The 23,320-nt window shown below is 70.3% G+C and carries 24 protein-coding genes; 15 read left to right on the top strand and 9 right to left on the bottom strand.

What is annotated here, in order from left to right:
• The first annotated feature begins 236 nt into the window (after nt 1-236).
• Together ACQEVU_RS11870 and ACQEVU_RS11865 are read left to right on the top strand one after the other, a co-directional pair.
• Nucleotides 237-866, top strand: a complete 630-nt coding sequence (locus ACQEVU_RS11870) for a hypothetical protein (RefSeq protein WP_433322779.1) — start codon at nt 237-239, stop codon at nt 864-866.
• Nucleotides 867-1,137: 271 nt separating this feature from the next.
• Nucleotides 1,138-2,622 carry a PIN-like domain-containing protein gene (locus ACQEVU_RS11865; protein WP_433322778.1) on the top strand — a complete coding sequence of 495 codons (1,485 nt, stop codon included), beginning with the start codon at nt 1,138-1,140 and terminating at the stop codon, nt 2,620-2,622.
• Nucleotides 2,623-2,894: 272 nt separating this feature from the next.
• Here the strand turns inward: ACQEVU_RS11865 and istB are convergent, their stop codons facing one another.
• From istB to istA, 3 genes are read right to left on the bottom strand one after another with little or no spacing between them, the layout of a single operon-like run.
• Nucleotides 2,895-3,704 (bottom strand): IS21-like element helper ATPase IstB, encoded by an 810-nt coding sequence (istB, locus tag ACQEVU_RS11860; protein ID WP_433322422.1) that lies wholly within the window; start codon nt 3,702-3,704, stop codon nt 2,895-2,897.
• Nucleotides 3,701-3,943, bottom strand: a complete 243-nt coding sequence (locus tag ACQEVU_RS11855) for a hypothetical protein (protein ID WP_433322424.1) — start codon at nt 3,941-3,943, stop codon at nt 3,701-3,703. The genes istB and ACQEVU_RS11855 overlap by 4 nt, the downstream gene beginning before the upstream one ends.
• Nucleotides 3,940-5,415 carry an IS21 family transposase gene (istA, locus tag ACQEVU_RS11850; protein ID WP_433334902.1) on the bottom strand — a complete coding sequence of 492 codons (1,476 nt, stop codon included), beginning with the start codon at nt 5,413-5,415 and terminating at the stop codon, nt 3,940-3,942. Before istA ends, ACQEVU_RS11855 begins: the two co-directional genes overlap by 4 nt.
• An 899-nt stretch (nt 5,416-6,314) precedes the next feature.
• On the opposite strand from istA, the gene ACQEVU_RS11845 reads away from it, so the two are divergent.
• The 11 genes from ACQEVU_RS11845 to ACQEVU_RS11795 all read left to right on the top strand — a co-directional run bounded on the left by ACQEVU_RS11845 (nt 6,315) and on the right by ACQEVU_RS11795 (nt 15,144).
• A complete protein-coding gene (locus tag ACQEVU_RS11845) occupies nt 6,315-7,265 on the top strand; it encodes a DUF4192 domain-containing protein (RefSeq protein ID WP_433322777.1) in 951 nt (316 codons plus the stop codon).
• Nucleotides 7,266-7,928: 663 nt separating this feature from the next.
• The gene (locus ACQEVU_RS11840) at nt 7,929-9,074 is read left to right on the top strand and encodes a DUF932 domain-containing protein (protein WP_433322776.1); all 1,146 of its coding nucleotides are present in this window, start codon (nt 7,929-7,931) and stop codon (nt 9,072-9,074) included.
• 92 nt (nt 9,075-9,166) lie between these two features.
• Nucleotides 9,167-9,640: a hypothetical protein gene (locus tag ACQEVU_RS11835; RefSeq protein ID WP_433322775.1), complete on the top strand. Its 474-nt coding sequence runs from the start codon at nt 9,167-9,169 to the stop codon at nt 9,638-9,640.
• The gene (locus tag ACQEVU_RS11830; protein ID WP_433322774.1) at nt 9,637-9,936 is read left to right on the top strand and encodes a hypothetical protein; all 300 of its coding nucleotides are present in this window, start codon (nt 9,637-9,639) and stop codon (nt 9,934-9,936) included. Before ACQEVU_RS11835 ends, ACQEVU_RS11830 begins: the two co-directional genes overlap by 4 nt.
• Before the next feature lie 166 nt (nt 9,937-10,102).
• On the top strand, nt 10,103-10,909 hold the full coding sequence (locus tag ACQEVU_RS11825) for a hypothetical protein (RefSeq protein WP_433322773.1): 807 nt from the start codon (nt 10,103-10,105) through the stop codon (nt 10,907-10,909).
• On the top strand, nt 10,906-11,298 hold the full coding sequence (locus tag ACQEVU_RS11820; RefSeq protein ID WP_433322772.1) for a hypothetical protein: 393 nt from the start codon (nt 10,906-10,908) through the stop codon (nt 11,296-11,298). Before ACQEVU_RS11825 ends, ACQEVU_RS11820 begins: the two co-directional genes overlap by 4 nt.
• Entirely contained in the window at nt 11,295-11,903 is a 609-nt protein-coding gene (locus ACQEVU_RS11815; protein ID WP_433322771.1) for a hypothetical protein, read from the top strand. Before ACQEVU_RS11820 ends, ACQEVU_RS11815 begins: the two co-directional genes overlap by 4 nt.
• Nucleotides 11,900-12,238, top strand: coding sequence for a hypothetical protein (locus ACQEVU_RS11810; RefSeq protein ID WP_433322770.1), 339 nt, complete (start codon nt 11,900-11,902; stop codon nt 12,236-12,238). Before ACQEVU_RS11815 ends, ACQEVU_RS11810 begins: the two co-directional genes overlap by 4 nt.
• Before the next feature lie 105 nt (nt 12,239-12,343).
• Nucleotides 12,344-12,511 carry a hypothetical protein gene (locus ACQEVU_RS11805; RefSeq protein ID WP_433322769.1) on the top strand — a complete coding sequence of 56 codons (168 nt, stop codon included), beginning with the start codon at nt 12,344-12,346 and terminating at the stop codon, nt 12,509-12,511.
• A complete protein-coding gene (locus ACQEVU_RS11800) occupies nt 12,508-13,878 on the top strand; it encodes a hypothetical protein (RefSeq protein WP_433322768.1) in 1,371 nt (456 codons plus the stop codon). Before ACQEVU_RS11805 ends, ACQEVU_RS11800 begins: the two co-directional genes overlap by 4 nt.
• Before the next feature lie 615 nt (nt 13,879-14,493).
• Nucleotides 14,494-15,144, top strand: a complete 651-nt coding sequence (locus tag ACQEVU_RS11795; RefSeq protein WP_433322767.1) for a hypothetical protein — start codon at nt 14,494-14,496, stop codon at nt 15,142-15,144.
• A gap of 203 nt (nt 15,145-15,347) precedes the next feature.
• Here the strand turns inward: ACQEVU_RS11795 and ACQEVU_RS11790 are convergent, their stop codons facing one another.
• The 6 genes from ACQEVU_RS11790 to ACQEVU_RS11765 form a co-directional block, all read right to left on the bottom strand.
• Nucleotides 15,348-15,551, bottom strand: a complete 204-nt coding sequence (locus ACQEVU_RS11790) for an IS3 family transposase (protein ID WP_433322766.1) — start codon at nt 15,549-15,551, stop codon at nt 15,348-15,350.
• Nucleotides 15,552-15,573: 22 nt separating this feature from the next.
• Entirely contained in the window at nt 15,574-16,635 is a 1,062-nt protein-coding gene (locus tag ACQEVU_RS11785) for an IS110 family transposase (RefSeq protein WP_433322589.1), read from the bottom strand.
• Nucleotides 16,636-16,857: 222 nt separating this feature from the next.
• Nucleotides 16,858-17,562, bottom strand: coding sequence for an IS3 family transposase (locus ACQEVU_RS11780; protein WP_433322765.1), 705 nt, complete (start codon nt 17,560-17,562; stop codon nt 16,858-16,860).
• The gene (locus ACQEVU_RS11775; RefSeq protein WP_433322764.1) at nt 17,559-17,858 is read right to left on the bottom strand and encodes a transposase; all 300 of its coding nucleotides are present in this window, start codon (nt 17,856-17,858) and stop codon (nt 17,559-17,561) included. The genes ACQEVU_RS11780 and ACQEVU_RS11775 overlap by 4 nt, the downstream gene beginning before the upstream one ends.
• A 189-nt stretch (nt 17,859-18,047) precedes the next feature.
• Nucleotides 18,048-18,665 carry a DUF4240 domain-containing protein gene (locus tag ACQEVU_RS11770; protein WP_433322763.1) on the bottom strand — a complete coding sequence of 206 codons (618 nt, stop codon included), beginning with the start codon at nt 18,663-18,665 and terminating at the stop codon, nt 18,048-18,050.
• A 277-nt stretch (nt 18,666-18,942) separates the two neighbouring features.
• The gene (locus ACQEVU_RS11765) at nt 18,943-21,783 is read right to left on the bottom strand and encodes a hypothetical protein (RefSeq protein ID WP_433322762.1); all 2,841 of its coding nucleotides are present in this window, start codon (nt 21,781-21,783) and stop codon (nt 18,943-18,945) included.
• Nucleotides 21,784-22,115: 332 nt separating this feature from the next.
• Between ACQEVU_RS11765 and ACQEVU_RS11760 the strand changes: the two genes are divergently transcribed.
• Complete coding sequence (locus ACQEVU_RS11760) at nt 22,116-22,586, top strand: hypothetical protein (RefSeq protein WP_433322761.1); 471 nt, start codon at nt 22,116-22,118, stop codon at nt 22,584-22,586.
• Between the two features lie 173 nt (nt 22,587-22,759).
• On the top strand, nt 22,760-23,287 hold the full coding sequence (locus ACQEVU_RS11755; protein WP_433322760.1) for a YcxB family protein: 528 nt from the start codon (nt 22,760-22,762) through the stop codon (nt 23,285-23,287).
• The last annotated feature ends 33 nt before the right edge of the window (nt 23,288-23,320 follow it).

The following is a 23,320-nucleotide window of genomic DNA, read 5'->3' as shown; positions in this document are numbered from 1 at the left end:
ATACCGTGCGTCAAGCCACCTTTAGCGCTTCGCCACAGGTGAAACCGGCCGCACCCATCTAACCATCCACTGTGGACCAGCGACGCCAGCCCGGGTGGAAGCCGCAGCGGCCGCCGGCCCGCACACGCAGGCACCCCCGGACACGCCCAAGGTCCGCACCGTGTCCGACGTTTCGCCGGCCGTTCTGGAAGGCATGCACGTCGCGATCGAGCAGCTCAACAAACGACTACTCCCACATGTCGCCAGCGGTCCTGGTCGAGGAGGGCCAGAAGTGGCTCAACCGCCTAATCTCATTGCGGGACGGCAGGCTCACCCTTGACCAGCATCGCGAGGTGCTGTCACTCGCATGGCAGGTAGCGCGGCTCGTGGGCTGCGTCGAGTACGACATGGGCCGGAAGGCCGCTGCTGAGGCCACCCGGCGCGCCGCCCTCTCGCTCGGGGAGGAGTCCGGCGACAGTGACGTGGTGGGCTGGGCGCACGAGATGCGCAGCTGGTACTCGCTGACTGAAGGGAACTACCGGGCCGCCATCGCGGCCGGGCAGGCGGGGCTCGCGGCGGTCGGCCCTACGCATAGCGTCAGCGTGCAGCTGTGGGCGCACCAAGCGAAGGCGTGGGCTCGCATCGGCGACCGCCGCCAGGTCGAGGTGGCGCTCGATAGCGGTCGCGCCATCAGCGGTCGCGCCATCCTGGAGGCACTGCCGTACCCCGAGAACCCCGGCAACCACTTCGTTATCCACCCTCGAAGTGGGACTTCTACACAATGGACTGCTACCGCCACGTTGGCGAGGACCGTCTCGCCGCAACATACGCGGAAGAGGTCATCAGATCGGGCACTACACCTGACGGAGTTGTGCGCAGGCCGATGAGAGTCGCAGAGGCGCGAATCACGCTCGGGGTTGTCGCAGCTAGGCAGGGCGATCTTGAAGCGGCACTTGGTGAAGGTCGAACCGCGTTGACGCTCGACCGAAAGTCACTGCCGTCGCTGGTGTTGCACTCACGGCAACTCGCGGCTGAGCTAACGCGCCGTTTCCCTGGCGAGCCACGGGTTGCTGACTACGTTGCAGATCCCCGCGCGCTCATCACCTAGGCAGCGGGTGAACGGGCACTCTTGCCTGTAGATCTAGTATCTTGGCTGCCATGACCGATGGCGCACCGACTTCTCCTAACACCGCGACGGGGCTTGCGTCCGGGTTTGAAGCTTGGTGGAAGCCTTATCCCGATCCAGCGGACTACGTGAGAAGTGCGTTAGTTGTTCTGGACGCCAATGCCCTGCTCCATCTGTACAGGGTCACGCCTACTGCGCGCGACCAAATCTTAGTAGTACTCGATGAATTGCGGCAAAGACTTTGGATACCGCACCAAGCGGCGCTTGAGTTTCACCGGAATAGAATCGAGGTGGTGTCATCCCGCACGTCTCAGTTGCGTGAATTAAAACAGGCCCTACGTGAAGCGCCGAGAAAGGCGATCGCGGAATTGCGTCGAGTCACGGCGAGATTGGAAGGTCTTCGCCTGACTTACATGAGTCAACGCGAGTGGAGTTCCGAGCGGCACGGCTTGGACGAGCCAGCGCTTGCTGCTCGCCTGGCAGGAGTTGTGGACGGCGCACTTGCAGAGCTTGCCGAACTTGAGAGTGAACATGACCTTCGGCTCGGAGGGATCCAGGCCGGGGACCAGGTTCTCGACCGACTTGAAGGCATAACGCGAGGGAGAATTGGTAAGCCTTACGACAGTTCCGCGTTGCGAGCGTTAGTAGAAGAGGCGGTCAACTTCCGATTCCCCAGCCTCATGCCTCCCGGCTATAAGGACCTTCAAAATAAACCGACAGCCTACAGGGCTGCGGGCGACTACATTCTATGGCGACAGGTCTTAGATAGAGCTGCAGAAACTGCGGTCAAGTCCGTCGTTCTTGTGACTAATGACGTGAAGGAAGATTGGTGGACGCTCGACAAGAACGGCGCGGCCCTACACGTTAGACCGGAGTTACGTCAGGAAATGGCCGAGGTCGCTAAAGCGGAACTGGCCCTCTTAACGCTTTCAAGTTTTCTGGAAGCCGCCTCGGCTGTGCTGCCTGGTAAGGTCTCGTCCGAGACTGTGAGTGAGGTTCGCGCGTCCGAGGGTGAGCTTCAGCTTGCGCGTCTGGTTTCCTGGCTTACCCCCCATTCGGGTAGTGATCCCATACAAGCATTCAGCGCATTGGACCATCGGCAATTTGAGCATCTCGTGGGCCACCTACTTGCAGCAATGGGGTTCGTGATCTTCGACGATCTGTCGGATCACTTGGGGTCGTTTGACTTCGTGGTTGTTAATCCGGATGGTCCGGATGGTAGCCAAGGGACTGCCGTGAATGTTAGGTACCAGCGGTCACCCGTGGCGTCGCTGGTAATTCAGGCTCATTACGGCGCGATGATTGCTGCTGGGATCCGCCACGGGATGATTGTCACCTCAGCTAAATTCACGCAGGCTGCGATCAAATTCGCGAAAGGTAAGTCTATCGAACTGATCGATGGCTCTGCGCTGTTGAACCTCTTGGGGCAGTACTTCGATGCCGGTGCCGCCTCAGTGCCTGAGTCGCAAGCGGGATCGGAGGAAGAGGGAGATGCTGAAGGGGTTGAGCCCGAGTAGTGACTCGATCCCGCGTCTGAGCTGTCGAACTTCGTCAGCGGTTGGTCAGCGAACTACTTAGTACCGTCGACAGCCGTTGACGCCAGATGACGCATCACCGCTGCTCTGCCACGGTTGACACCTTCAAATACGCTGTCCTTTCGCCGAGTCACCGCGCTCTCATGGCGATAGCTGTCAACGGTCAGGACGAAGTCCTGTCCTGCGGTCTTTGAAGCTCGGTGTGGGCGGACACCAGATTTCCGTGCTGACGGTCAGGTGATCTCCTGGTGGGGTTAGGTCAAGGCTTTGACTCCTTTGCCGGCGAGGGCCTGTTGCAGGCGGTGTGAGTCGCCCTCGGTGGTGATCAGGTGGGCGTGGTGCAGGAGCCGGTCGACGGTCGCGGTGGCGAGGGTCTTGGGCATGATCGTGTCGAAGCCGGATGGGTGGATGTTGCTGGTCACGGCGATGGAGCGGCGTTCGTAGGCGGCGTCGACGATGCGGTAGAACGCTTCGGCGGCGTCTTGTCCGGCGGGGAGCATGCCGATGTCGTCGACGATGATGAGGTCGCTGCGGCAGATCCGGGCGACGGTGCGGGCGGTGGAGCCGTCGGCTTTGGCCCTGCCGATGGTGCCGGTGAGGGTTTCGAGGGTGAACCAGGCCACCCGCAGGTCGGCCTCGATCGCGGTGTGGGCGAGGGCTTCGACGAAGTGGCTCTTGCCGGTGCCGGAGGGTCCGGCGACGGCGAGGTTCTCCGCCCGGCTGATCCATTCCAGGGTGGTCAGGGCCTGCTGGGTGGGGGCCGGGATGGAGGACTGGTCCGGTCGCCAGGTGCCGAAGGTCTTGCCGGTGGGGAAGTTCGCGGTCTTGCGGCGCATCCGTCGGGTGGCGGCGTCGCGGCCGATGACTTCCTCGTTGATGAGCACGCGCAGCACCTCGGCGGGGTCCCACCGTTGGGCTTTGGCGGTGGCGATGACGTCGGGCGCTGCTTGTCGCAGGTAGGGCAGCCGCATCCGGCGTAGCAGCCGGTCGAGTTCGTCGGGCAGGGCCGGCGCGGCGGGTGCTGCTGCTGGTGGGGTGGTGCGTCGGGTTGTCGGTCGGGTCATTGGGTGTCCTGTTCGCGCAGCAACTGGTGCAGCTGCAGGGTGTGGTGGTCGAGGGCGTGGAGCAGTCCGGTGGCTGCGAGGACGCCGTTGCCGGGGCCGTTGAGGAACTCGGCGAGGTCGTCGCGGGTGTCGGCACCGGCGTGCCGCAGCCAGTCCTCGACCCGGCGCAGCAGCCGTGCCAGGTCGTCGACGTCGTCGCGGTCCAGATGCACCCGGTGGACCGGTTCGTGGTGGCTCATCGGCCGAACCGTCCCCAGCCGCTGGTGCCGGGCTGGGCAGAGTGGGTCTCGTCGGCGTGGACCAGGTCGCCGGTGGCGCCGCGGCGGTCGAGGTGGTCCAGGATCGAGCCGAGATCGTGCTCGTCGAACCGGCCGGCCGCGGCGGCCAGGCCGAGCGCTTGGTCGACCCGGGCTGCGCCGAGGATGGTGGCGAACTCGACCGCCCGGGCCATCTTCGCCCGGACCCGGACCACGCCCGTCGCGGCGGCCTCGATCAGCCACTGGTGCGCGCCGTCACCGATGGCCAGGAAGTCCGCCTCGGCCTTCGACCTGGCCCGTGGCCGGGGCGGGCGGGGGTGGTTGCCGCCGGGATGGTGCGGATAGTGGACGTCGAGGATGCGGGGGTTGCCCGGCGTGGACAGCGCGTGCCGGGCGATCTCGACGGTTCCGGCCGGGCCCATCGCGACGATCGCCAGTTCGTCGCCGACGACCCGGCACCACACCCTGGTGTCGACGTGTCCGGGCGGGGTGGAGTAGCGCACCGACCCGAACCGCACCGTCTGGTCGTCGCCGACCAGACGTTCCTCACCCAGCGCCGCCGTGTGCGGGCTGGCCGGCAGCACGTGCAGCCGGCCCCGCTCCACGGCGAGGCGTTCGACCGGCGCGACGCCGGTCTCGCGGTGCGGGCGGGCGTTGATGTGCTCGCACCACGCCTCGCACGCCGCGGCCAACTCGGCGAACGAGCCGTACTCGCCGCGCAGGTTCGCCTCGGTGGGCACCAGATCGGCCTTGGCGACCTTCACCGTGGCCTCGACCCCGCCCTTGGACTCCGGGTCGAACGGCTCACACGTATGCACCGTGACCCCGTAGTGCCGGCCCGCCGCGACCACCATCGGATGGCGCACCGCGACCCCGGCCACATGCTCGACCGTGACCGTGCGGGCGTTGTCACCCAGCAGATACGTCGGCGCGCCCCCAATACGGCGCAGCGTCGCGTCCATACACGCGATCAACGAACCGAGGGTCTGGTCCCAGGTCGGGATCACCACCCGGAACCGGGACCAGGAAAGCCACGCACAGAACAGGCTCGTCTTACGCCCGCCAATCCGCGGCCCGTCGCCCCAGTCGAACTGCAGCCACAGCCCCGGCTCGGGCACCCACGGACGGTAGGTGCGCCGCCGCCCAGCCCGCCACGCGCTCTTGGCCGCCGCGACCGCCCGCCGGGTCGTGCGCTGCGTGCCGGCGAACCCCAACGCCACCAGGCGTTCATGCACCTTGTCCGCGCGAACCTTGCCCTTCGACGCCTCGACGAGCTCCTCAACCTTCGGCAGGAACGCGTCGATCAGCTTCGGCCGGACCGCCCGCGCGAACGGATCCCCGCCGCCGGCGTCCCGCCGCGCCACATACCGCTGGACCGTCTTCGGGTCACACCCGGCCAACTGCCCCGCCGAGTGCGCGCACCCGGTCAGGTCGCACGCCTCCAAAATTTCCATGATCTCCCTGTCAGACTTGGTCACGGTCTCCCCGGTGCGGTCGGCGGCAAGGTCAGCAACCCGCCAGCCAACCCGCCGGGGAGATCCACTACACGAGGTCATGACGGAGATCACCTGACCGCCCACCAGGAATTCCGGTGTCCGCGAGCCGGGACTCAACTGTCCGTCAGAAAGGATTTTTCAGCGTCCGCGAGCAATAGCGCCGGTTCGAATCCGGTCAGGGCTGCTGAACCGGCGGGAAAACACATCGGCCGCTCGGGCAAAGACCTCCCGCACCCGCCGCGAATGCCGTTGACCACTCTCCAGCCGCGTTCCCCAAAGGGAGCAGCGGTCGCCTACGCCGCCCACGTTCCTGCCCTGCACGCCCTAGCCGACGGTACATCGCCCGTCCCGACCGGTGATGACAGCTGACAGGCCCCCGCACAAACCCTGATCGCCCTGCAACGGCAACGCCTGCGCCTCGACAACGACCAGCCCCGATAGACCGTCCGGGCCAGCACAGACGCAGGGCCGCAACCCCGGCTGGTCCGCGGACCGATGCCGCTTGACCGCTGCCAGCACATCCACGGCCGGGTGGCACGAAGCCGGTCAGGTGGCGTCCGGACGCTGCTGCCCTGCCGCGCTTGTACCGCCCCTGCCCTTGCCCGGCAAGGCACACCGGCCGGCACCGACCGCATCACCGCTCCAGCGTGCACACAGGTGCGATGCGAACCGGCCGCGGACCGGCGGCCTCTGCCTGGCCGCGGCCGTCGGGACGGTCCGCGCATCGGGTCAGCACGGCCCGGGCCGCCACCACCGGCCCGGGACGTGCCGATCGGGCCCGGCGGCTGCCGAGCTCGACGCCGCTCGACCGTCGCCGTCAAACCGGTGCGGTCGGCATCGTGATCAGGAGTGCTCGCATGCACGACGCGTCCGCAGTACAGCTGCTGCGCACCCCCGAAGACCTGCTCGGCAAGATCCCCTACCTCCTGCAGTACCACCCGTCCGACCGCATCGTCATCCTCTACCTCAGCCCGGACCACCGCCTCCTGGTCTGCGGCAGCGTCGACATCGACGCGCCGATCGCCGCCCTCGCCGACGAGATCCGCGACACCGCCACCCGCACCGGCGCCCAGGCGGTCCTGATCGTCGGGTACGGGCCGCTGACCGCCACCGGCACCGTCACCGCCCTCATCGACGCCGTCGACCCGCACATCCACATCAGCTACACCTGCCTCGTCTCGGCCGGCGCCTACTACTGTCTGGACCGCGGCTGCACCTGCGACGCCACCACCGGCATCCGATTCGACGCCCGCGCGACCGAGACCGCCGCGCACGCGGCCGTCGCCGGCGACGTGGCGTGGCCGTCCCGGTCCGACCTGCTCGCCCTGACCGATCCCGACGTCGAAGCGCAGGCCGGCATGCAGGCCGCGTTCCACGACGCGCGGCGCATCGAACGGCCGGAACTCGCCGAGCTCGACGAGCTGCTGGAGCGGGCCATGCTCGACCAGCGCCTCACCGACCTCGAGGCGGCGCGGCTGGCGCTGCTGCTGCGCCGCCGCCCTGCGCGGGAAGCCGCCTGGCGCAAGACCACCAACCACATGTGGCAACGCAACCTGTGGCTGGACCTCACCCGCCGCATCCCGGAGCCGTACGTCGCCGCACCGACCGCGCTGGCCGCCTGGTGCTGCTGGATGCGCGGCGAAGGCACCCTCGCCCTGGCCGCAGCCCGCCGCACCGCCGCCGTCGACCCGCAGAACTTCATCGCCCTGATCGTCGTCGCCGCGATCCAGTCCAAGCTCCGCCCCGCCGACATAATGCCAGGCTGGCCGCCGGCGCCGGACGACGACACGACCGCCGGTCCGCGGTGACGCGCGACGGCACCAGCGGCCGACGCGACCGCGCCCGCGCCCGACAGCGATCTGGACGGATCGCCCAAGGCCGCGGCCACCGGCGGGACACCCTCGCCCGGTCCGTGGCCGACCGGGGTGAAGAGACTGCGCCGGAAAGTCGGTAGCGTTGCGCTGCCCCGCGACATGGCCCCGCACCTGGGGTGACCACCCACACTGCCGTCCCCGGCGATCTGCGCCGAGACGACCATGCGGGCCGGCCGGCGCAGCGGCCCGAATGCCAGCCGGCGGGGACCCCCGGCGTCGGGTCAGCGCGTTCGCATGGCTTCCGATTGGTCAATGGAGGGTGGCGGCGGCCCGGTGCCTCGCCCTGTGGGGCTGGTTCGAGGCCTCACGCTCCCGCCTGGCTGGCCGTCGTCAAGCCCCTGCTTGAGCCGGGGCGCCGCGAGCTCCCTGGCCTGACGGTCAGGGAGCTGCCTGGCGCCTGGCTCCGGCCCGGCGCACGGGCTGTGACGTCAGCTGCGCTCAGGCGGGCGGCGGGCCCTCGTTCCCAGCCCCCACGGGGAGGCCCTCGGGAACCGCCGCTCAGCCCGTTGTCGTGACGGGCACCTCCGGCACCAGCCGCACCGCCGCGTGCGGGCTGGGCGGCGCACCGAATGCCCCGCGTCTTCGAGGAGTCCCTTCGTGTCCGCACCCACCATCGCCATGTCCGACACCCGCAACCTGCAGCTCGGCCAGCTCATCGACCTACTGCGTGACCAGTCCACCCGCCGGCTCGACGTGAAGGCCGGTTCCGGCCGGATGCGCGCCGCCGGTGGCCACCTGGTGCTGGACGAGACCGAGCCCGAACTCACCCCCGACGGCGTCACCATGACCGCCGGGGTCTACCAGCCCAACGACATCGCCAACGCCGGCCTGGCCGACAAGCTCGGCATCCCCACCGCCTACCTGCGCAAGCTCGCCACCGAGCACCCCGACCTGTACGACGAGAACGTCAACGGCTGGCTGACCCGCACTGACCGCCGGTTCCTCATCCGGGTCCTGCGCAACAACGCCGGCGGCGGGATCGCGCGGGCGGTGCTGTCCACGAAGTACGCCCGCATCGACAACCTCGACGTGGCCATGTCCGCCCTGGAGGGCATCCGCCGGGCCGGCACGGCCGTGGACGTCGTCGCGTGCGACCTGACCGACCGCCGCATGTACGTGAAGATGATCTCCCCGGAGATCCAGGTGATGGCCCCGAAGCTCCTGGCGAACTACCGGTCACCGTTCAACGGCCGCTCCGGCCGCGACCTGCCGATCGTGTCCGCGGGGCTGGCCATCACCAACTCCGAGACCGGCTGCGGGGCGTTCTCCATCCAGCCGTGGGTCCGGTTCGAGGTCTGCTCCAACGGCCTCGTCATCGCCGAGAACGTGCTGCGGCGAGCCCACCTCGGCGGCCGGCTGGCCGACGACGACGGCGTCGTGGAGTGGTCGACCGAGACCAACACCAAGGCCCTGGAACTCATCACCTCGCGGGCCACCGACGCGGTGCGGGCGTTCCTCGACGCGGACTACGTCGCCGACATGCTCCGCGAGCTGGAGACGACCGCGGGCACCGAGCTCAAGGAGCCGGACGCCACGCTGAAGGTCGTCGGCAAGCAGCTGCGGTTCACCGAGGAGCAGCAGGACAGCATCCTGGCGCACTTCATCCGCGGCGGTGACATCTCCGCCGGTGGCGTGATGCACGCGGTCACGTCGGTGGCGCAGACCCTCGACGACGCCGACGCCGCGTTCGACCTGGAGAGCAACGCGGTCCAGGCGATGCGCCTCGCCGCCGCCCACGCCTGAACCTTCGCCCGGCCGCGCCCGGACCGCCGCCCCAGGCGGTCCGGGCGCCCTGGTCGCTGTGCCCGAAACCCTTTGCCCTGAAGGAGATCCATATGCTGTGCACCCCTGAACCGCCGCCTCTGGCCGACGACGCCTACACCTGCCAGATCACCGCCGAGCCCGTCCCCGGCGAGTACGGCGTCCACACCTTCGGCCGGGCGATCACCACGCATCTGCGCGGCCTGCTGCTCGCCGACATCGAGCCGCCGCGCTACCGGGAGAACCGCCGCGACGAACGGCGCCTGCCCAAGGTGTGCACCTGGACCTGCGACGTCGCCGGCCACACGGTCGTCATCACCAGCTTCGAGGTGAAGCTGCCGCTGCTGCGGGAACCGGTCCCCGTCTACGCGATCCACGTCGACGGGGTCCGGGTGCCGTTCGAGGTGTCCACCTACCGCGACGTCGACTGGCAGCTCGCCCGGACGGTCTGGATCGCCGTCGACGACCTGCGCATCGCCGCCGACCGGCGCGCACGCGAGGCCGCCGGCACGCCGCAGCCCGGAGATGCGCCGGCGGTGGCGTCGTGATCATCACCGATCCGGCCGCGTTCCGGGAACGGTTCGACGCGGCCCTGCGCACCGGCCCGGCCCGGGTCGACCGGATCTTCGGCGCCGCCGATCGCGAACCCGGCCAGGTCGCGGTCATCGCCACCGACGGCACGGTGTTCTGGCTGCTGTATAGGGCCGAAACCGGCCGCGCGGCCGTGTTCGCGGTGCAAGAGCCCGGCCGCGAGCGGAGATGCCGACCGGGGCGGGTTGCACCGAGGACGGGTTCCGGCTCGCCGGTGACCATCCACACCTCGTCCTGGAACTCCTGGCCCTGACCCACCGGGACCTGACCATCGTCCGCGGCCAGCCCGGCGCGTTCATCGGCGTCGGCATGCCCTGACCGCCCCTCGTCCGACCATCCCCCGCGCCCCGGACCGCCTGCCGCTCCGGGGCGCTGCCGTCTCCAACCCGATTCCCTCCCCTCGTTCAGGAGGACACGTCATGTTCCGCACTCCAGCCCCACCACCCCTGCCGGCGGGCGCCGACCGGCACCCGATCCCGGACCTGCCGGTCCGCGGTGAACACGGCGCGGTCACGTTCGGCCGGGACATCAGCCACTACCTCACCGACCTTCTCGGGACGCCGGTGGCCCCGCCCGTCCTCGTCCACGGCGACGACCTGAGCGGCGTGCAGGTCTTCGGCTACGACCTGACCGTCGCCGGCCTACCGGCCCGGATCACCGTGTTCCCGGTCCGCGACCCGCTGCTGCACACCACCCTGCCCGGCTACGGCATCGAGCTGCCCGGGCAGCGGGTGCCGTTCGAGCCGGACGGCTACCGCGACCTCGACTGGCAACTGGCCACCACCCTCGCTGCCACGGTCCACGACCGCACTGCCTCCGCCGCGCACCGACCCGACAGCGCGAAGCGGATGCCGGCCCGGGCCGGGGTCATCACCGACCCGGCCGCGTTCGAGGCCAGGGTCGCCGCCGCGCTTGCCAACGGGCCGGTGCGGGTCGACCGGCCGGTGACCGGCGACCGCGACCGTGCGGAGCTGTGCGTCATCGGCGCCGACGGTGCCCTGTTCTGCCTGCTGTACCAGCCGGACAGCGGCCAGGCGTGGGTCCTCGCCGTGCGGGAACCCGCAGGGCTGCTCACCGAGCTGACCGGGGCCGGCTGCACCAGACCCGGCTTCGGCCTCACCGGCGATCTGCCGTACCGCGTCCACGCGCTGCTGCGCGGCACCCACCGCCACAGGCACGTCGTACGCGGCGCGCGGACCGCGTTCGACGAGGCGGGCCGGCCATGATGCCCTGGCCCCCGGACCGCCACGCCGCCGCCGACCGTGACGCGCTCGACCAGATCCACCAGGCACTGCGGCGACGCCACGGCGACGTGTTCGCCGCCATCGACCGGATCACCACCATCCTGCGCAGCTCCGGCCGCCCATGCCGGCCGCTGCTGCCGCCCGGCCACGGCCTGACGCTGCACGTTGCCGCGCCGCATCGCGGCAGGATCGAGCTGACCGTCGGGGTCGCCGGTCGCCGCGTCGCCATCAGCCGGCGGCTGGACACCGACGGCCGGCAGGCGCTCGGCATCGCCGTCGACGCCCACGGCGACACCGACGTGCGGATCGCGGTCGACGGCATCCCCGCGACCGGCCGGATCGAGCCGCCAAACGGCGGTGACCGACCATGACCCGCACCCTGCGGCTGCCGCTGCCGCAACCGTACGGGCCGTTGACGGTCCTCGAGACCCTCGACCCGGCGACCGGGGCGGTGCGCTACCTCGTCTCCGCGCGGCGGCTCTCCGCGGTGTTCGTGTTCCGGCCCCACCCCGACCGCGACATCGCAGTCCCGACCCGCGTCGCGGTCGAGTACGGCGACGGACCCGACGGCCGGGTCGACCGGCCCGCCGTCCACGGCATCGACCTCATCGGCGGCACCGTCGTCGACCCCGCCGCCACCGAGCCGCTCACCCGCCGCGACATCACCGTGCACCGCGCCGCCGGACCGATGACCAGCCGGCCGGTGCCCGACCGCACCGCCGCCTACGTCGCCGCGGTCATCGACACGCTGCGCACCCACTGGCAGGCCCTGCCGGGCCGCGACGCGCTCATGCTCGCCGCCGCCCGCCGCAGCGCACACCACCGCCTGCATCAGGTGATCCGCGACGAACTGCGACCACGCCGTGCACAACGCGACGTGCTCACCGCCGAGATCCACCGCTACGAGCGCCTCGTCGCGCACCTGCACCAGCTGGCCGGCGTCCCGGCCAGCGACAAGCCTGGGGTGGACCGGTGAACGGCGACCCGCAAGGCGATCGGGAGGTGTTCCGGTTCCTCGCCTGGGCCTGGGATGTCACGGCCGGCAACGCCATCGCCGCCGACTACCCCGTGCGCCGAACCGACATCACCGTGCTGGCCGGGATCGCCCCGCTCATCGGCGTGAACCAGGCCCGGGCCGCGGCCGCGGACCTGTCCCGGCCGCTGCTCATCGCCCCGATCTCCGGGACCGGACCGTTCGTGATCGACGGCTGGCACCGCATCACCCGCGCACTGGCCGACCACATCACCCACCTGCCCGCTCGAGTGCTCACCGAAGCCGACGAGGCCCGCATCCGGCTCCGCGGCCCCTGAACCCCCATGGACTACGGCCCGAACCACATCCCGTCGCCATGCCCAGGACCCGCCCACGTGGCGGGTCCTTTCTCGTTCCCGTCCCTCGTTTCTGGAGCCCATGCCATGCACCGTCTCCACCTGCCGCTCGGCACGCTCGCCGCGCGCCACAGCATCGGCCACGCCGGCAGCGCACCCTCCCCCCGCCAGCAGACCGATCGGCCCGGGCAGCACCCGGCCCTGCTGCGCGCCATCGACACCTCGCCCTGCGACCAGCCCGGAGGGCGACCGTGACCGCCAGCCCGATCACCTCGCGCCGGCTCGGCCGACCGTCCGCCGAGATGGCCTGCGCCACCTGCGGCCGGATCCTCAACACCTACCGCACCCCCGGCGGCGGCGTCTCCCACCTGCACCCGACCGGCCCCCGCGACTACGACCACCGCCCGGTACCCGTCCCCGCCAACCAGCTCACCGCCGTGGCCCGCGACTGCAATTTCTGCAGCAACCCCTACCCGATCCTGTCCATCCGCAGCGGCCCGGTCCACGCCGTCACCATCGGCGAGGACACCGAGACCACCCACAACTTCGGCGACACCTGGGCCGCGTGCATCACCTGCGCCCGCCTCGTCGACGACGGCAAGGCCGCGCCCCTCATGCGCCGGGCCCTCGACGGCACCCGCTGGGCCACCGACACCATCGCCGCCCACGCCGTGCACCGCATCCACACCACCGTCCTGGCCACCCGCCGACCCGGCGCCACCCTGCTCACCACCACCGACTGGCCCCACACCCCGATCCCGGCCACCACCCTGCCGAAAGCCCGCGACGCCGCAGTCAGGCTGCTACGCGCCGACGCCACCACGCTCACCGCGTTCGACCGCCCAGTCCGGCGCAGGATCGCCGACGGGCTCGACCAGGCCCACCTGTACGCCATCGACGACGAACTCACCGACCTCGCCCGCCACGCCGCCGCCAACCTCCCCGCCGGCACGGTGCTCACCCCCGCCGACCTGCCGGTCCCGCACGGCCTGCTGCTCTGGGCCCAACCCCACGGCCCGCACCGGATCAGCGCCGCCGCCTGGACCACCACCACCGACGAGGTCACGATCACCACCTACCGCGCCATCGGCGCCGGCCTGCCACCCCCGGCGCTGCAACACCTCCGCGAGGACATCGGCTGGCTGCTCCCCGTCGCCTCCGCCACCCACGCCCGGCAACAGGCACCCGCGGCCAATGACGAGATGGCGCTGCTGACGACCACGCTGCTACTCATCGCCCAGCGCTGCACCGAAACCGTCGAAGTCGAACCCGACCAGCGCATCGCACGCGCCTACCGGCGCAGCCGCCGCCCACTGCCCACCGTCCGGCTGGTCCAGCTCCGGGGCCGCTCCGTACACCCACGCACCGCGCAACCGTCGCCGGCAGCAGCCACACCCGACCGGCCCACACCACAGGTCCGGCGCTGGGTCTCCGGCTTCTGGCGGCAACAACCGTACGGACCCGAACGATCACTGCGCCGCTGGCGGTACGTGTTCGCCTACCTCCGCGGCCCCGACACCGCACCCATCGCCGCTTCCACCACCGTCCGCGTCCTCGCCGCCGTCCCACCCCGCCCGCCGGGCCAACCGGTAGCGCGGCACCGTGAACCACCCGCCAGCTGAACTCCGTACCGACACAGGACGACCTGGACAGGTCAGCGGGCGCCGTCCGAACTCATCGACGCAATCAGCCGTGGGCCCGACCCCCGACCCGCATCCCCCATCTCGGCCATCCCGCACTCACCCACAGCCGCGCCGCCTGCCGACTCCGGCGAGCGGCGCGGCTGCTCCTGCATGCCCGCATCCACCCCGTGAACAGGACAGCTGCCCATGCCGCCCGTGCCCGCCGGTTCGATGCCGACAACCCCAACCGGCAGCACCGCCTTCCCGGCCCGTGCCGGTAACGACGACGTTCGCACCCCAGATGACCTCGCCGACGAGCTCTGCGCCGTACCGAACACCGACCTGCAATACCTGCCGCCCGGCGCGCTGGTCCTGGAGCCGTCCGCCGGGGACGGCTCCCTCGTCGCGGCGATCAGACGAGCAAACCGGGCGTGCGTGTCGTCGCCGTCGAACCCAACCCCACACGCGCCGCGCTGCGCGCCGCCAACCACGCAGCACACACCGCGGCCGTGCGACTGCACATGGGGAACAACGGATCCGCTACCGCTCTCCTGCGTAACTTGTCCTCCCAGGCGCGCTACCCATGCTCTGACATCGCTCTGCAACAATGCACGCATGCGTCGCAGGACCGCGGTCGCAGCGCTTGTTGTCACCGCCATGGCGGTGATCCTCACGGTGGTCGCGGCGGTCGACGCCGACCACGGCCGGCACGTCGCGTTGCGCCCGCTCAACCACCCGTTCCTGGTCGGGTTTCTCGCCGCGGTCGTGACGATCGTCGCGCTGCTCAGCCTGGTGCCGGAGGGCACCCCGCGGCTGCTCGCCCAGGCCGGTGCCGGCGCACTGGGACTGCTTGTCGGCGCCGTCGGGCTGGTGGGCGCAAGCTTGGAGGAGTACGAGCCCCACGCCCCGAAGGTCGTCGCCGCGGACCGCGCCCTGCAGGTTATCGCGTGGCAGGTCACCGAGGTGGGCAGTGGACGCCACGTGCTGTTACGCCTGCGCACCCGCGACGGCTTGTTCAGCCGCGACGGCACTGGAGACCTCGGCTGCTTCATCGACGACGAATGGGCCGCCAAACACGAGGAGGCGTGGACGTTCAGCCGAGCCACGCTCGCCGGCGGAGACACCCTGGTCGTGCACACCACCGCCGGCGAGGAGTGGCAGGTCCGCTTCAACCCGAAGACCCTACGCCCACTCACCCCGATGATTGACCGCTGCACCACCGCCCCGGGCTCCAGTGCGAGTCCAGCGCCGACAACGACGAACTGAGAACCGGCAACTTCATCAAGACAGAACGACGGATCAGACCAACTTCACCAAGACTAGAGCAACTTCACGAAGACGGGACAGCACACGTGCAGGTTCGAGCAGTACGCGGCCGTGGCTTCGGCGGAGATCGGTGGCCCCGCCATGACGTCCATAACAGGCCCCACCCGCGTCGTGTCAATCCCCTGGAATCGTGGAGGACTCCGTTATGCGGCTTGAGCCTCCAGCGCTCGCGTCATTGATCGCTCGTAGTCGATAGGCGAACGCCCGTCGCAGACGGAGTGACGCCGGCGGCGGTTGTAGAAGTCGGTGATCCAGGTAGCGATCTTCAGCCGTGCCTCAGCGCGGGTGCGGAACTGCCGTCGGTGGACGTACTCGACCTTGATGGTGGAGAAGGTGGCCTCGGCCACGGCGTTGACGCTCCTATATTTGTCAAGTTGCCGCATTGGTGCTGCGTAGCGGGCGGAGGAGGGCCCAGATTTCCCGGGCGAGGAGTCGTTTGAGGCAGCGGATGATCTCGGCTTTGGTCTTGCCTTCAGCGGTGCGGCGAGCGACGTAGCCGCGGGTGGGTTGGTGGTGTTGCATGCGGACGATGACGGCGCGGTAGAGCGCGGCGTTGGCCTGGCGGTGGCCGCCGCGGTTGAGTCGGTGGCGGTTGGTCATGCCGGAGGAGGCGGGGATCGGCGCAACGCCGCAGAGTCGGGCCCAGGCTGGTTCGGAGCGGACCCGGTCGATGTTGTCGCCGGCGACAATCAGTACCTCCGCCGCGGTGTCTGCTCCGATACCGAACGCCTCGACCAGCTGCGGTGCAAGGGTTCCGGTCAGTTCGATCAGCAGCGCTTCGTGGGTCTTGATCTCGTCGTTGAGGTATTGCCAGCGCCGGGCGATGGCACGCAGGGTGTGTTTGGTCGCGGCGGTGACAGTGTCGATGCTGCCGGGGCGCAGTCCGGCGCAGCGTTCGATCAGCGCCATCTTCGACAGTGGCTGGAGCTGCTCACGGAGCTCAGGGCTGGCGGTGACGATGACGGCCTTGAGGGTCACCATCGCGGCGGTGCGCGCCTTGACTGCGACATCCTTGGCCACCTTGATCTGGCGGAGCATCTCGACGGTGCCGTCGTTGGTCTTCGGGACCGAGGTGGCGGTGCCGTTGAGTGCGGCGCGGGCCGCGTTCTCGGCGTCGATGGTGTCGCTCTTGCCGCGAAGCCGGCGGTCGCGCCGGTCGGTGCGCAGGACCTCGATGACGCCAATGTCGCGGCGCCGGACGGCTGAAGTCAGCCCGGCACCGTAGGAGCCGGTGCCCTCGATGGCGAACACGAGCCGTTTGGCACCGAACGATGCTGCCCAGTCCAGCAGTTGTTCGTAGCCGGCCTTGTCGGCGGGGAACGACTGGGCGTCGAGCCGGCCGCCGATGTCGTCCAGGGCGACGGCGACATGCACATGCTTGTGGGTGTCGACGCCGATGACGACTCGACGCAGCCGGGGATCGCGGTTCATGCTGGGCATTGCGGGCTCTCTCCACCTCAGACCAGAGACGACGGGGTTCGCGACGCTGGCCGGTCGGGTGGACGGGACTGTGACGGGACCTGTTGCGATCAGGCTCCTATGAGGTCACTGCCCGCCCGGCCAGCACCACTGGTGCTGCACCGGCAGGCAGACGACAGTTCAACAGCAAGGACACCCAAACCGCGGGGTCAGTCATAACAAGAGTCAGGCCGCCTACCGGCGACTACCAGTCTCACAGTCGAAGCATGACCCGACCCGGCCCATCGACTGGCGTACCTTCCAGCGGGCGCAGGCTCGGGCGAAGTCGGCCGAGGTGTATGCACTGCCCCTGTCGCTGTGGAAGATCACGCCGGCGACGTTGCCGCCGCGGGTGACCGCGGCCATGTTCAGCGCGGCGACGACCAGGTCGGCGTCGTGGTGCTCGCCCATGGCGTAGCCGAGGATGCGCCGGGAGTACAGGTCGATGACGGTGGCGAGGTAGAGCTTGCCCTCGCCGGTGACGATCTCGGTCATGTCCCCGCACCAGGCGACATCCGGCGCCGGCGCGGTGAACACGCGCTTGATCAGGTCCGCAGCGGCAGGCCGTTTCCCTTGCCGGGTCAGTCCCCGCCGGCGGCGCTTGACCCGCGCGACGAGGCCGAGCTCGGCCATGAGCTGCGCGATCGTGTTGTCCGAGACCTGCCAGCCCTGTTCGCGCAGCTCGATACCGATGCGCGGGCTGCCGTAGGTGCCGCCGGAGTCGTCGAACACCTTCCGGACCGCGGCCGTCAGCCTGGTCCGGCGGTCCTGCCGTGGTGTGGGCGGCCGGTCACGCCACTTGTAGAACCACGACTCCGAGACACCCAGGGCCCGGCAGGCGATCGCGTGCGGCACATCATGCTCGGCCCTCTGGGAAGCGATGAACCCGGCCACGCTCACCGGCCCGTCGCTTCCTTGACCCACAGGACCACGGATCGCTTGAGGACATCACGCTCCATCGCCAGCTCCGCATTCTCGCGCCGCAGCCGGGCCAACTCGGCCCGCTCGTCCTCCGACAACTGCCCGGCCGCGGCCTCGCCACGAACCTCACGGTCCTGCTTCACCCAGTTAGCCAGGGTGCCGCTGTTAATCCCCAGATCACGCGCCACCTGCGCAATCGACTTGCCCGTCTCCCGCACAATCCGGACCGCTCCCTGGCGGAACTCCGGATCGAACCGACGTCTCGTCTCAGCCATGAACCTCTATCCCCCAAGTTCTGGCCTCCACGTTACGAGGGGAACCTCATCGAGTGGGACCCCACGCCATCATTCACTCTCGGTGGTCGCGTCTGCCGTTAGTTCCACACGCGCGAGCGTTGTCAGGCGGCATAGCGGAAACGTGATCAAGCTGGCCGCTTGCTGCCGGCGACAGGGGCGCAAGCATGATCAAGCGGTCGGAGCGCTGCACGGGCTCCAGTTCATAGGGCGACTGGCTGCAGGCGTTCGTCCCGGACGTAAATGTCGGGTCCGGCGTAGGCCGTCACCGCATTGGTGGGTTGAACAACGCGTGCAGCCGAGGAAGCTCGACCGGAATCCGCTCAGCGTCTTCTGGACTGCCGAACGCTCCTGACCACGGAAAGCTTCGGCCGGCAGCGCCTCAAGCGCCTCCCAGAACGCGTCCGCATCGTCGGTACGACGTTCGTACGCTTCCGCGGCCGCAGCGCCGATCGCCTCGCCATGGAGGGCGAACCGGTCGACCTGGCCGGCCGCGATGGCCTGGATGACCGGAACGTCCGCCAACGCATCCGGCACGGCGACCACCCGCTCGAAGGCATCCCGCCCCAGCCCCAGCAACCCTGCCTTGAAGTCGGAGAACGTGTCGTCGGACAAGTACTTCCACACGACGAACGTGGCGGCGCACACTCCCCATTGGTGCACGCGTCCGACAACCTTCGCGCGGCACACATCAAACGCCACGATGCGCTCCAACGGCATTCGGGCGAGCCGCTCCACCAGGACCGCACCGATCGCGGAACCCGACGGAAACCCACGCTCGTCACTCACCTCCGCGCGCCTGCGCCTGCTCAATCAGCGTCCGGAACTCGCCATCCATCACGCCGAGAGTCTGTCACGACCGTAGGTCAACCGGTGGCCTACGCCCGGCTGGCTCAGCGGGGACGTTCCGTAGCGAGCTGATCGCGGCTATGAGCGTGCATCGACGTACCTGGGCGGCGGGTCGGGGCCGCCACACCGAGCGCCGCGATGAGCGCGCCGCACGGCACTACTGGTAATTGCCGCATCACCCGGCCGTAGCCAGTAGCGCGTCGCCGAGATCGGCCGATCAGCCGACGGGTTCCGGGCCGGCCAGCAGGGCCCGACGGGCGTCGTCGAGCTCCTCGGCCAGGTCCGGGTGGGCACGGCTGAGCTCGGCGTCGGTTCGCAGCACGCGACCGAGCAGCACCGCGCGGCCCTCCTCGAGTAGCGTGGCAGCCGCCTCCACCTCGTCGCGGGCGAGCGCGGCAGCTGCGGCCTGCCGGGCGGCGCCATCCAATCGGGCCAGGTGGTGTTCCTGGTCGGCGCGCGGCAGATCCCAGGACACCAGGCGCGGCAGCAGGTCGAGTGTGAGCCGCGACGCGATGCGCACCTCGTCCCAGCGCCCCCCGTCGCCCGCCAGTTCGGCCCAGGACCGGCCGCACTGGACCCGGATCAGCGGGGACGCAGTCGGCGTCCGCGCGGCCTCCTCGAAGCGCCGCCGCGCTTCGTCCCGGTCGGCGGCGGCGCCGGTCGCGGTCGCCCGGGCCCGGAGCGCGATCGCGAGGTTGGCCAGGAAAGCGGCCCGCCGCGGGTCGTCGGCCAGCACCGCGGCGACCGCGTCGCGGGCGGACCGGACGGCGGCATCGAGATCGGTCCGCGTCAGCAGCGAAACGGCGAGCCCGGACAGCAGGTCGGGCCGTCTGGGATCTCCGGCCGGCGCGCGGTCGACCGCGGCGCGCAGCCGGTCGACCGCCTCGTCGATGAACGCCTCGTCGCGGGTTCGGAGAAACTGTTCGCGCAGGCTGAGCGCCAGGCCGGAGACGTACGCGGGGTAGCCCGGCTGGTCGGCGGTGGCCGCTGCGACGGCGGCTCGCCCAGCCTGCAGCGCCCGGTCGAGGTCGTCCGGGTCACCCGTCCGGTCGAATCGGGTGCGCAGCCCGTTGCCCAGCTCGGACAGGTACATGGCCCGCCGCGGGTCGTCGCCCGCGCTCTCGTCCACTGCCCGCCGCCCCAGGTCGATCGCCCGGTCGAGGTCGGCCCGGCGGCCGGTCTGCTCGAACCGGGCCGCGAGCGTGCCGCCCAGGTTGTACAGCACCATCACGGTCGCCGGATGACGGCGTGGCAGGGCGTCCGCCGCCGCCTGGTAGAGGGCCACGGCCTCGTCGAGGTCGGCCCGGCGCCCGGTCCGCGCGAACCGCAGCCGCAGCGCCCCGGCCAGGCTCGACTGGAAGCCCGGCCGCTGCGAATGCCGCTCCGGGCTGAGCTCCACCGCCTCCCGCCCGGCTTCGACGGCGGCGTCGAGGTCCTCGGTCGCGCTCGTCCACCCGTACCGGTTGAGCAGCGCCCCGCACAGGTTGTTGAGCGTAGGCGGCCGCTCGATGGGCCCCGAGGCCTCCGCCGCCGCCGACCGGAGCTGCTCGAGCGCCTCCTCGAGCGTCTCCCGGCGCGCCGCCCGCTCGTACCGGGTCATGAGCGCCGCGGCCAGCCCGGTGCGGCCCGCCACGCCCCCGGCCTCGACGGACTCCCGCAGGATGGCGGTCGCCTCGTCGAGCACGGCGGGGTCGGGCGATCGCATGGCCAGACTCAGCACGGCCTCGCCTGCGCTGATCAGGACCGCCGCGCGGGCCGGGTGCCCGGGCGGGAACCCGGCCAACGCGTGCCGGCCCAGCGCGACCGCGGCGACGAGGTCCCGCTGGTCGCCGGTCGCGTCGAACCGGAGCCGGCGGGCCGCGACGAGGTTCGCCATGCCCAGGCCGCGGGAGGGCCGGTCGGGCGGCAAGTCCTCGAGCGCGCCCCAGTAGGCGCGCAGGGCCTGGTCGAGGTACGTCAGCTCGCCGGTCCGGTGGAACAGCTCCGTCAGCGCGTGGCCAAGGTCAGTCAGCGCCGCCGCGTGCCCCGCCCCGCCGGTCGCACCCCGGGCCAGCATCCGATAGCGCGAGGTCAGCGCGTTCGAGAGATCGGCCGCGAGCGCCCGGCGCTCCTGCTCCTCGGACGGCAGCGCGGCGGCCTCAGTGAGGGTCGCGATCGCGTCCTCGATGTCGGCCGGGACGGAGGACCTAGCGTACCGCTGCTGCAGTGCATTGCCGAGGTCGGCGAGCACCTCCACGCGCCGCCCGTGCTCCGGCGGCAGCCCGCCGACCGCCCGCCTGAGCTGGTCGATCGCCTCGTCCAGGTCTTCGGCCGGCCCGGTCACCTCCGAACGGATCCACAGGACGCCGGCCAGGTTGGACCGGCTGAGCGCGCGGTCGCACTCGTCGACCGGCTCGCACTGCACGGCGCCCCGGTGCGCCGCCACCGCATCGTCGAGATCCGCGGTCCTGCCGGCCTGCTCGAACCGCAGTCGCAGGATGCTGCCGAGCGCGTTCAGCACGGATGCGCTGCCGACCGGCCCGTCGGTGTCGACGTCGGCGGCCGCCCGCAACGCGTCCACGGCGGAGTCGAGCTCGCCGATGTCGCCGCCGCGCATGAAGCGGCTCCGGTGCGCCGTGGCCAGCTCGTACATCCCCTGCTGGTAGCCCGGCTCGCCTGCGCCGACGCTGTCCGCGGCCGCCCGGAACGCGCCGACGGCCTCGTCCAGGTAGGCGGCCCGGCGCGTTTGCTCGCCCAGCTCGGTGAGCGCGTGACCGAGGTTGCCGAACATCCTGGCCCGGACCAACCCGGACGCGGGCGCACCCGCCGTCGCCGCCCGCAAGGCGTCGACGGCGTCGCGAAGGTCAGCCCGCGACCGGCCCACCCTGGCCCGCATCCGCAGGGCGTGGCCGAGGTTGTTCAGCACTACCGCCCGCAGGTCGGGCTCGGTCACGGCGTCGACGAGCGCCCGCCCGATGCCTATTGCCTCGTCAAGATCGGCCGGCCCGCCGCCCGCGGTGAATTGGTGTACCAGGGCGGCGGCCCGGTTCAGCTGGTGTCGGCGCGTGTCATCGCCCATTTCGACATTCTGCCCGTGTATTACCGTGCTCCGGCAGGCCACGAGTGGCCCGGAACCCCTGCCGCCTGACAATGAGCCAAGCCTCGTTCGGCTTCGGGTTGACGGTCGCCGGTCGGAGCGGCGGTCCAAAGTGTGAGTTCCACACGACAGCTACAGGCAAGCGTCTGGCGTCCAAGGTCCCGGCGCCCGACCAAGATCAGCCGAGCGCTCATCGGCTACGATCGGAAGCCCAACCTTGCCGAGAGCTACTTACGGTCAGTGACGACAGACCGCGCGGCCTGCCCGAGCCTGATACCGCTGGCTTTGTGGACAGCGTCTGCCAGGATGACGGTGTGACGGAGGCGGTAGTCCACCAGGGCGGCGCCGGCGAGTTCTGGAAGACCGAGCCCGGATGGGTGCTGCTGGACGGCGGCAACGGCACCTACCTGCCGTTCAACCAGATCAATTCCACAGCCAAGCTGATCTGCGACGACGACGAGTCTGCACGCGTCGCCGCGGGCATGCGGCTGTCCGGCTGTCCCGTCCTCGACATGCCTCGTCGCGAGGACCTGCCAGTCATTGCCGACATCTACGTCGATCGAGTCCCGCAGGACGGCCTTCAGGTCCTGGTCGAGCTTCGACGCTTGCTGGGAATGATGTGGCCGTTCTCCGACCTTCGCAGCCTGCTCGCCACACAGCCGCTTCCTACCGGTGCCGGCGACTTGGCCAAGGTGCGAAGCGCGCTGACCGCAAACCCGCACCTTCGACAGCATCTGTTCTACGAGACCCGCGGCCGCCTCGTACCGGTCTGGCCCGATACCTGAAGCACCACCGCGCAAATACCTCGGCCCGAGCGCGCACCAGCCCTAAGGTCAGGGCCCGCCATGGATCCCACAGAGCGTGACGGTCACCTACGAGCCGCAACGCTCGATCGGCGGCATGTGTGTGCACATCATCCTAGAGTTGCGGCGGTCGCCTCCAGGCCTACGATCGCGGCGTGCGGATCGAGTTCACGTACGGCCGAAGCTCGGAGTACTTCCGGATGCACCTGCGCCTCGGTGCGCTGCGTGCGGTCCGTTCGACGCTGCTGCTCTCCGGAGTCCTCGTCAGCTGCGGCATCTTCGTGGTGTTCCGCAGCGGCGACATGCGGGTCACCGCCGTCGGCATCGTGGCGATCGTCGTGGCGATACTGCTGGCGTTGGCGGCCCGTCACCGGTACGTCGACGCCGTCAGTGTCCCGGCCGCCTGGCGTGCGCCCCGAAGGTGGCTGATCACCGAGGACGCCCTCGAGTCGAGCACGGATCTCACGTCGATGCGCTGGACGTGGGGCGCCGTCCGTCGCGTAGAGGAACGGCCTGAGGCGTTCCTGTTCTGGCCCGACGGGCCGACGATGTTCGACCTGCCGCGTGCGCCGCTGACGCCCGTCCAGGAGGCCGAGCTGCGCGCCCACCTGGTCCGGTGCGGGCTGCTGTGGCCGATCGAGGGGCCTGGCGGGTCGGCGCCACTCGCGAACGATCGCCTTTGAGCCAGGATGTCCGCGGAAGCGCGGCGGTATGAG

Origin of the sequence: Dactylosporangium sp. CA-139066, assembly GCF_050936175.1 — a bacterium.
Classification (GTDB): domain Bacteria; phylum Actinomycetota; class Actinomycetes; order Mycobacteriales; family Micromonosporaceae; genus Dactylosporangium.
The sequence above is the reverse complement of the archived record's forward strand: the minus strand, read 5'-3'. Positions and strand labels throughout refer to the sequence as shown.

Excerpts from the sequence above, each read along its gene's own strand:
- ACQEVU_RS11795 (WP_433322767.1), top strand. The coding sequence starts at position 14,494 with ATGCGTCGCAGGACCGCGGTCGCAGCGCTTGTTGTCACCGCCATGGCG.
- ACQEVU_RS11835 (WP_433322775.1), top strand. The coding sequence starts at position 9,167 with ATGCTGTGCACCCCTGAACCGCCGCCTCTGGCCGACGACGCCTACACC.
- ACQEVU_RS11775 (WP_433322764.1), bottom strand. The coding sequence starts at position 17,858 with ATGGCTGAGACGAGACGTCGGTTCGATCCGGAGTTCCGCCAGGGAGCG.
- ACQEVU_RS11865 (WP_433322778.1), top strand. The coding sequence starts at position 1,138 with ATGACCGATGGCGCACCGACTTCTCCTAACACCGCGACGGGGCTTGCG.
- istA (WP_433334902.1), bottom strand. The coding sequence starts at position 5,415 with ATGGAAATTTTGGAGGCGTGCGACCTGACCGGGTGCGCGCACTCGGCG.
- ACQEVU_RS11855 (WP_433322424.1), bottom strand. The coding sequence starts at position 3,943 with ATGAGCCACCACGAACCGGTCCACCGGGTGCATCTGGACCGCGACGAC.
- istB (WP_433322422.1), bottom strand. The coding sequence starts at position 3,704 with ATGACCCGACCGACAACCCGACGCACCACCCCACCAGCAGCAGCACCC.
- ACQEVU_RS11845 (WP_433322777.1), top strand. The coding sequence starts at position 6,315 with ATGCACGACGCGTCCGCAGTACAGCTGCTGCGCACCCCCGAAGACCTG.
- ACQEVU_RS11805 (WP_433322769.1), top strand. The coding sequence starts at position 12,344 with ATGCACCGTCTCCACCTGCCGCTCGGCACGCTCGCCGCGCGCCACAGC.
- ACQEVU_RS11815 (WP_433322771.1), top strand. The coding sequence starts at position 11,295 with ATGACCCGCACCCTGCGGCTGCCGCTGCCGCAACCGTACGGGCCGTTG.
- ACQEVU_RS11825 (WP_433322773.1), top strand. The coding sequence starts at position 10,103 with ATGTTCCGCACTCCAGCCCCACCACCCCTGCCGGCGGGCGCCGACCGG.
- ACQEVU_RS11820 (WP_433322772.1), top strand. The coding sequence starts at position 10,906 with ATGATGCCCTGGCCCCCGGACCGCCACGCCGCCGCCGACCGTGACGCG.
- ACQEVU_RS11870 (WP_433322779.1), top strand. The coding sequence starts at position 237 with ATGTCGCCAGCGGTCCTGGTCGAGGAGGGCCAGAAGTGGCTCAACCGC.
- ACQEVU_RS11785 (WP_433322589.1), bottom strand. The coding sequence starts at position 16,635 with ATGAACCGCGATCCCCGGCTGCGTCGAGTCGTCATCGGCGTCGACACC.
- ACQEVU_RS11765 (WP_433322762.1), bottom strand. The coding sequence starts at position 21,783 with ATGGGCGATGACACGCGCCGACACCAGCTGAACCGGGCCGCCGCCCTG.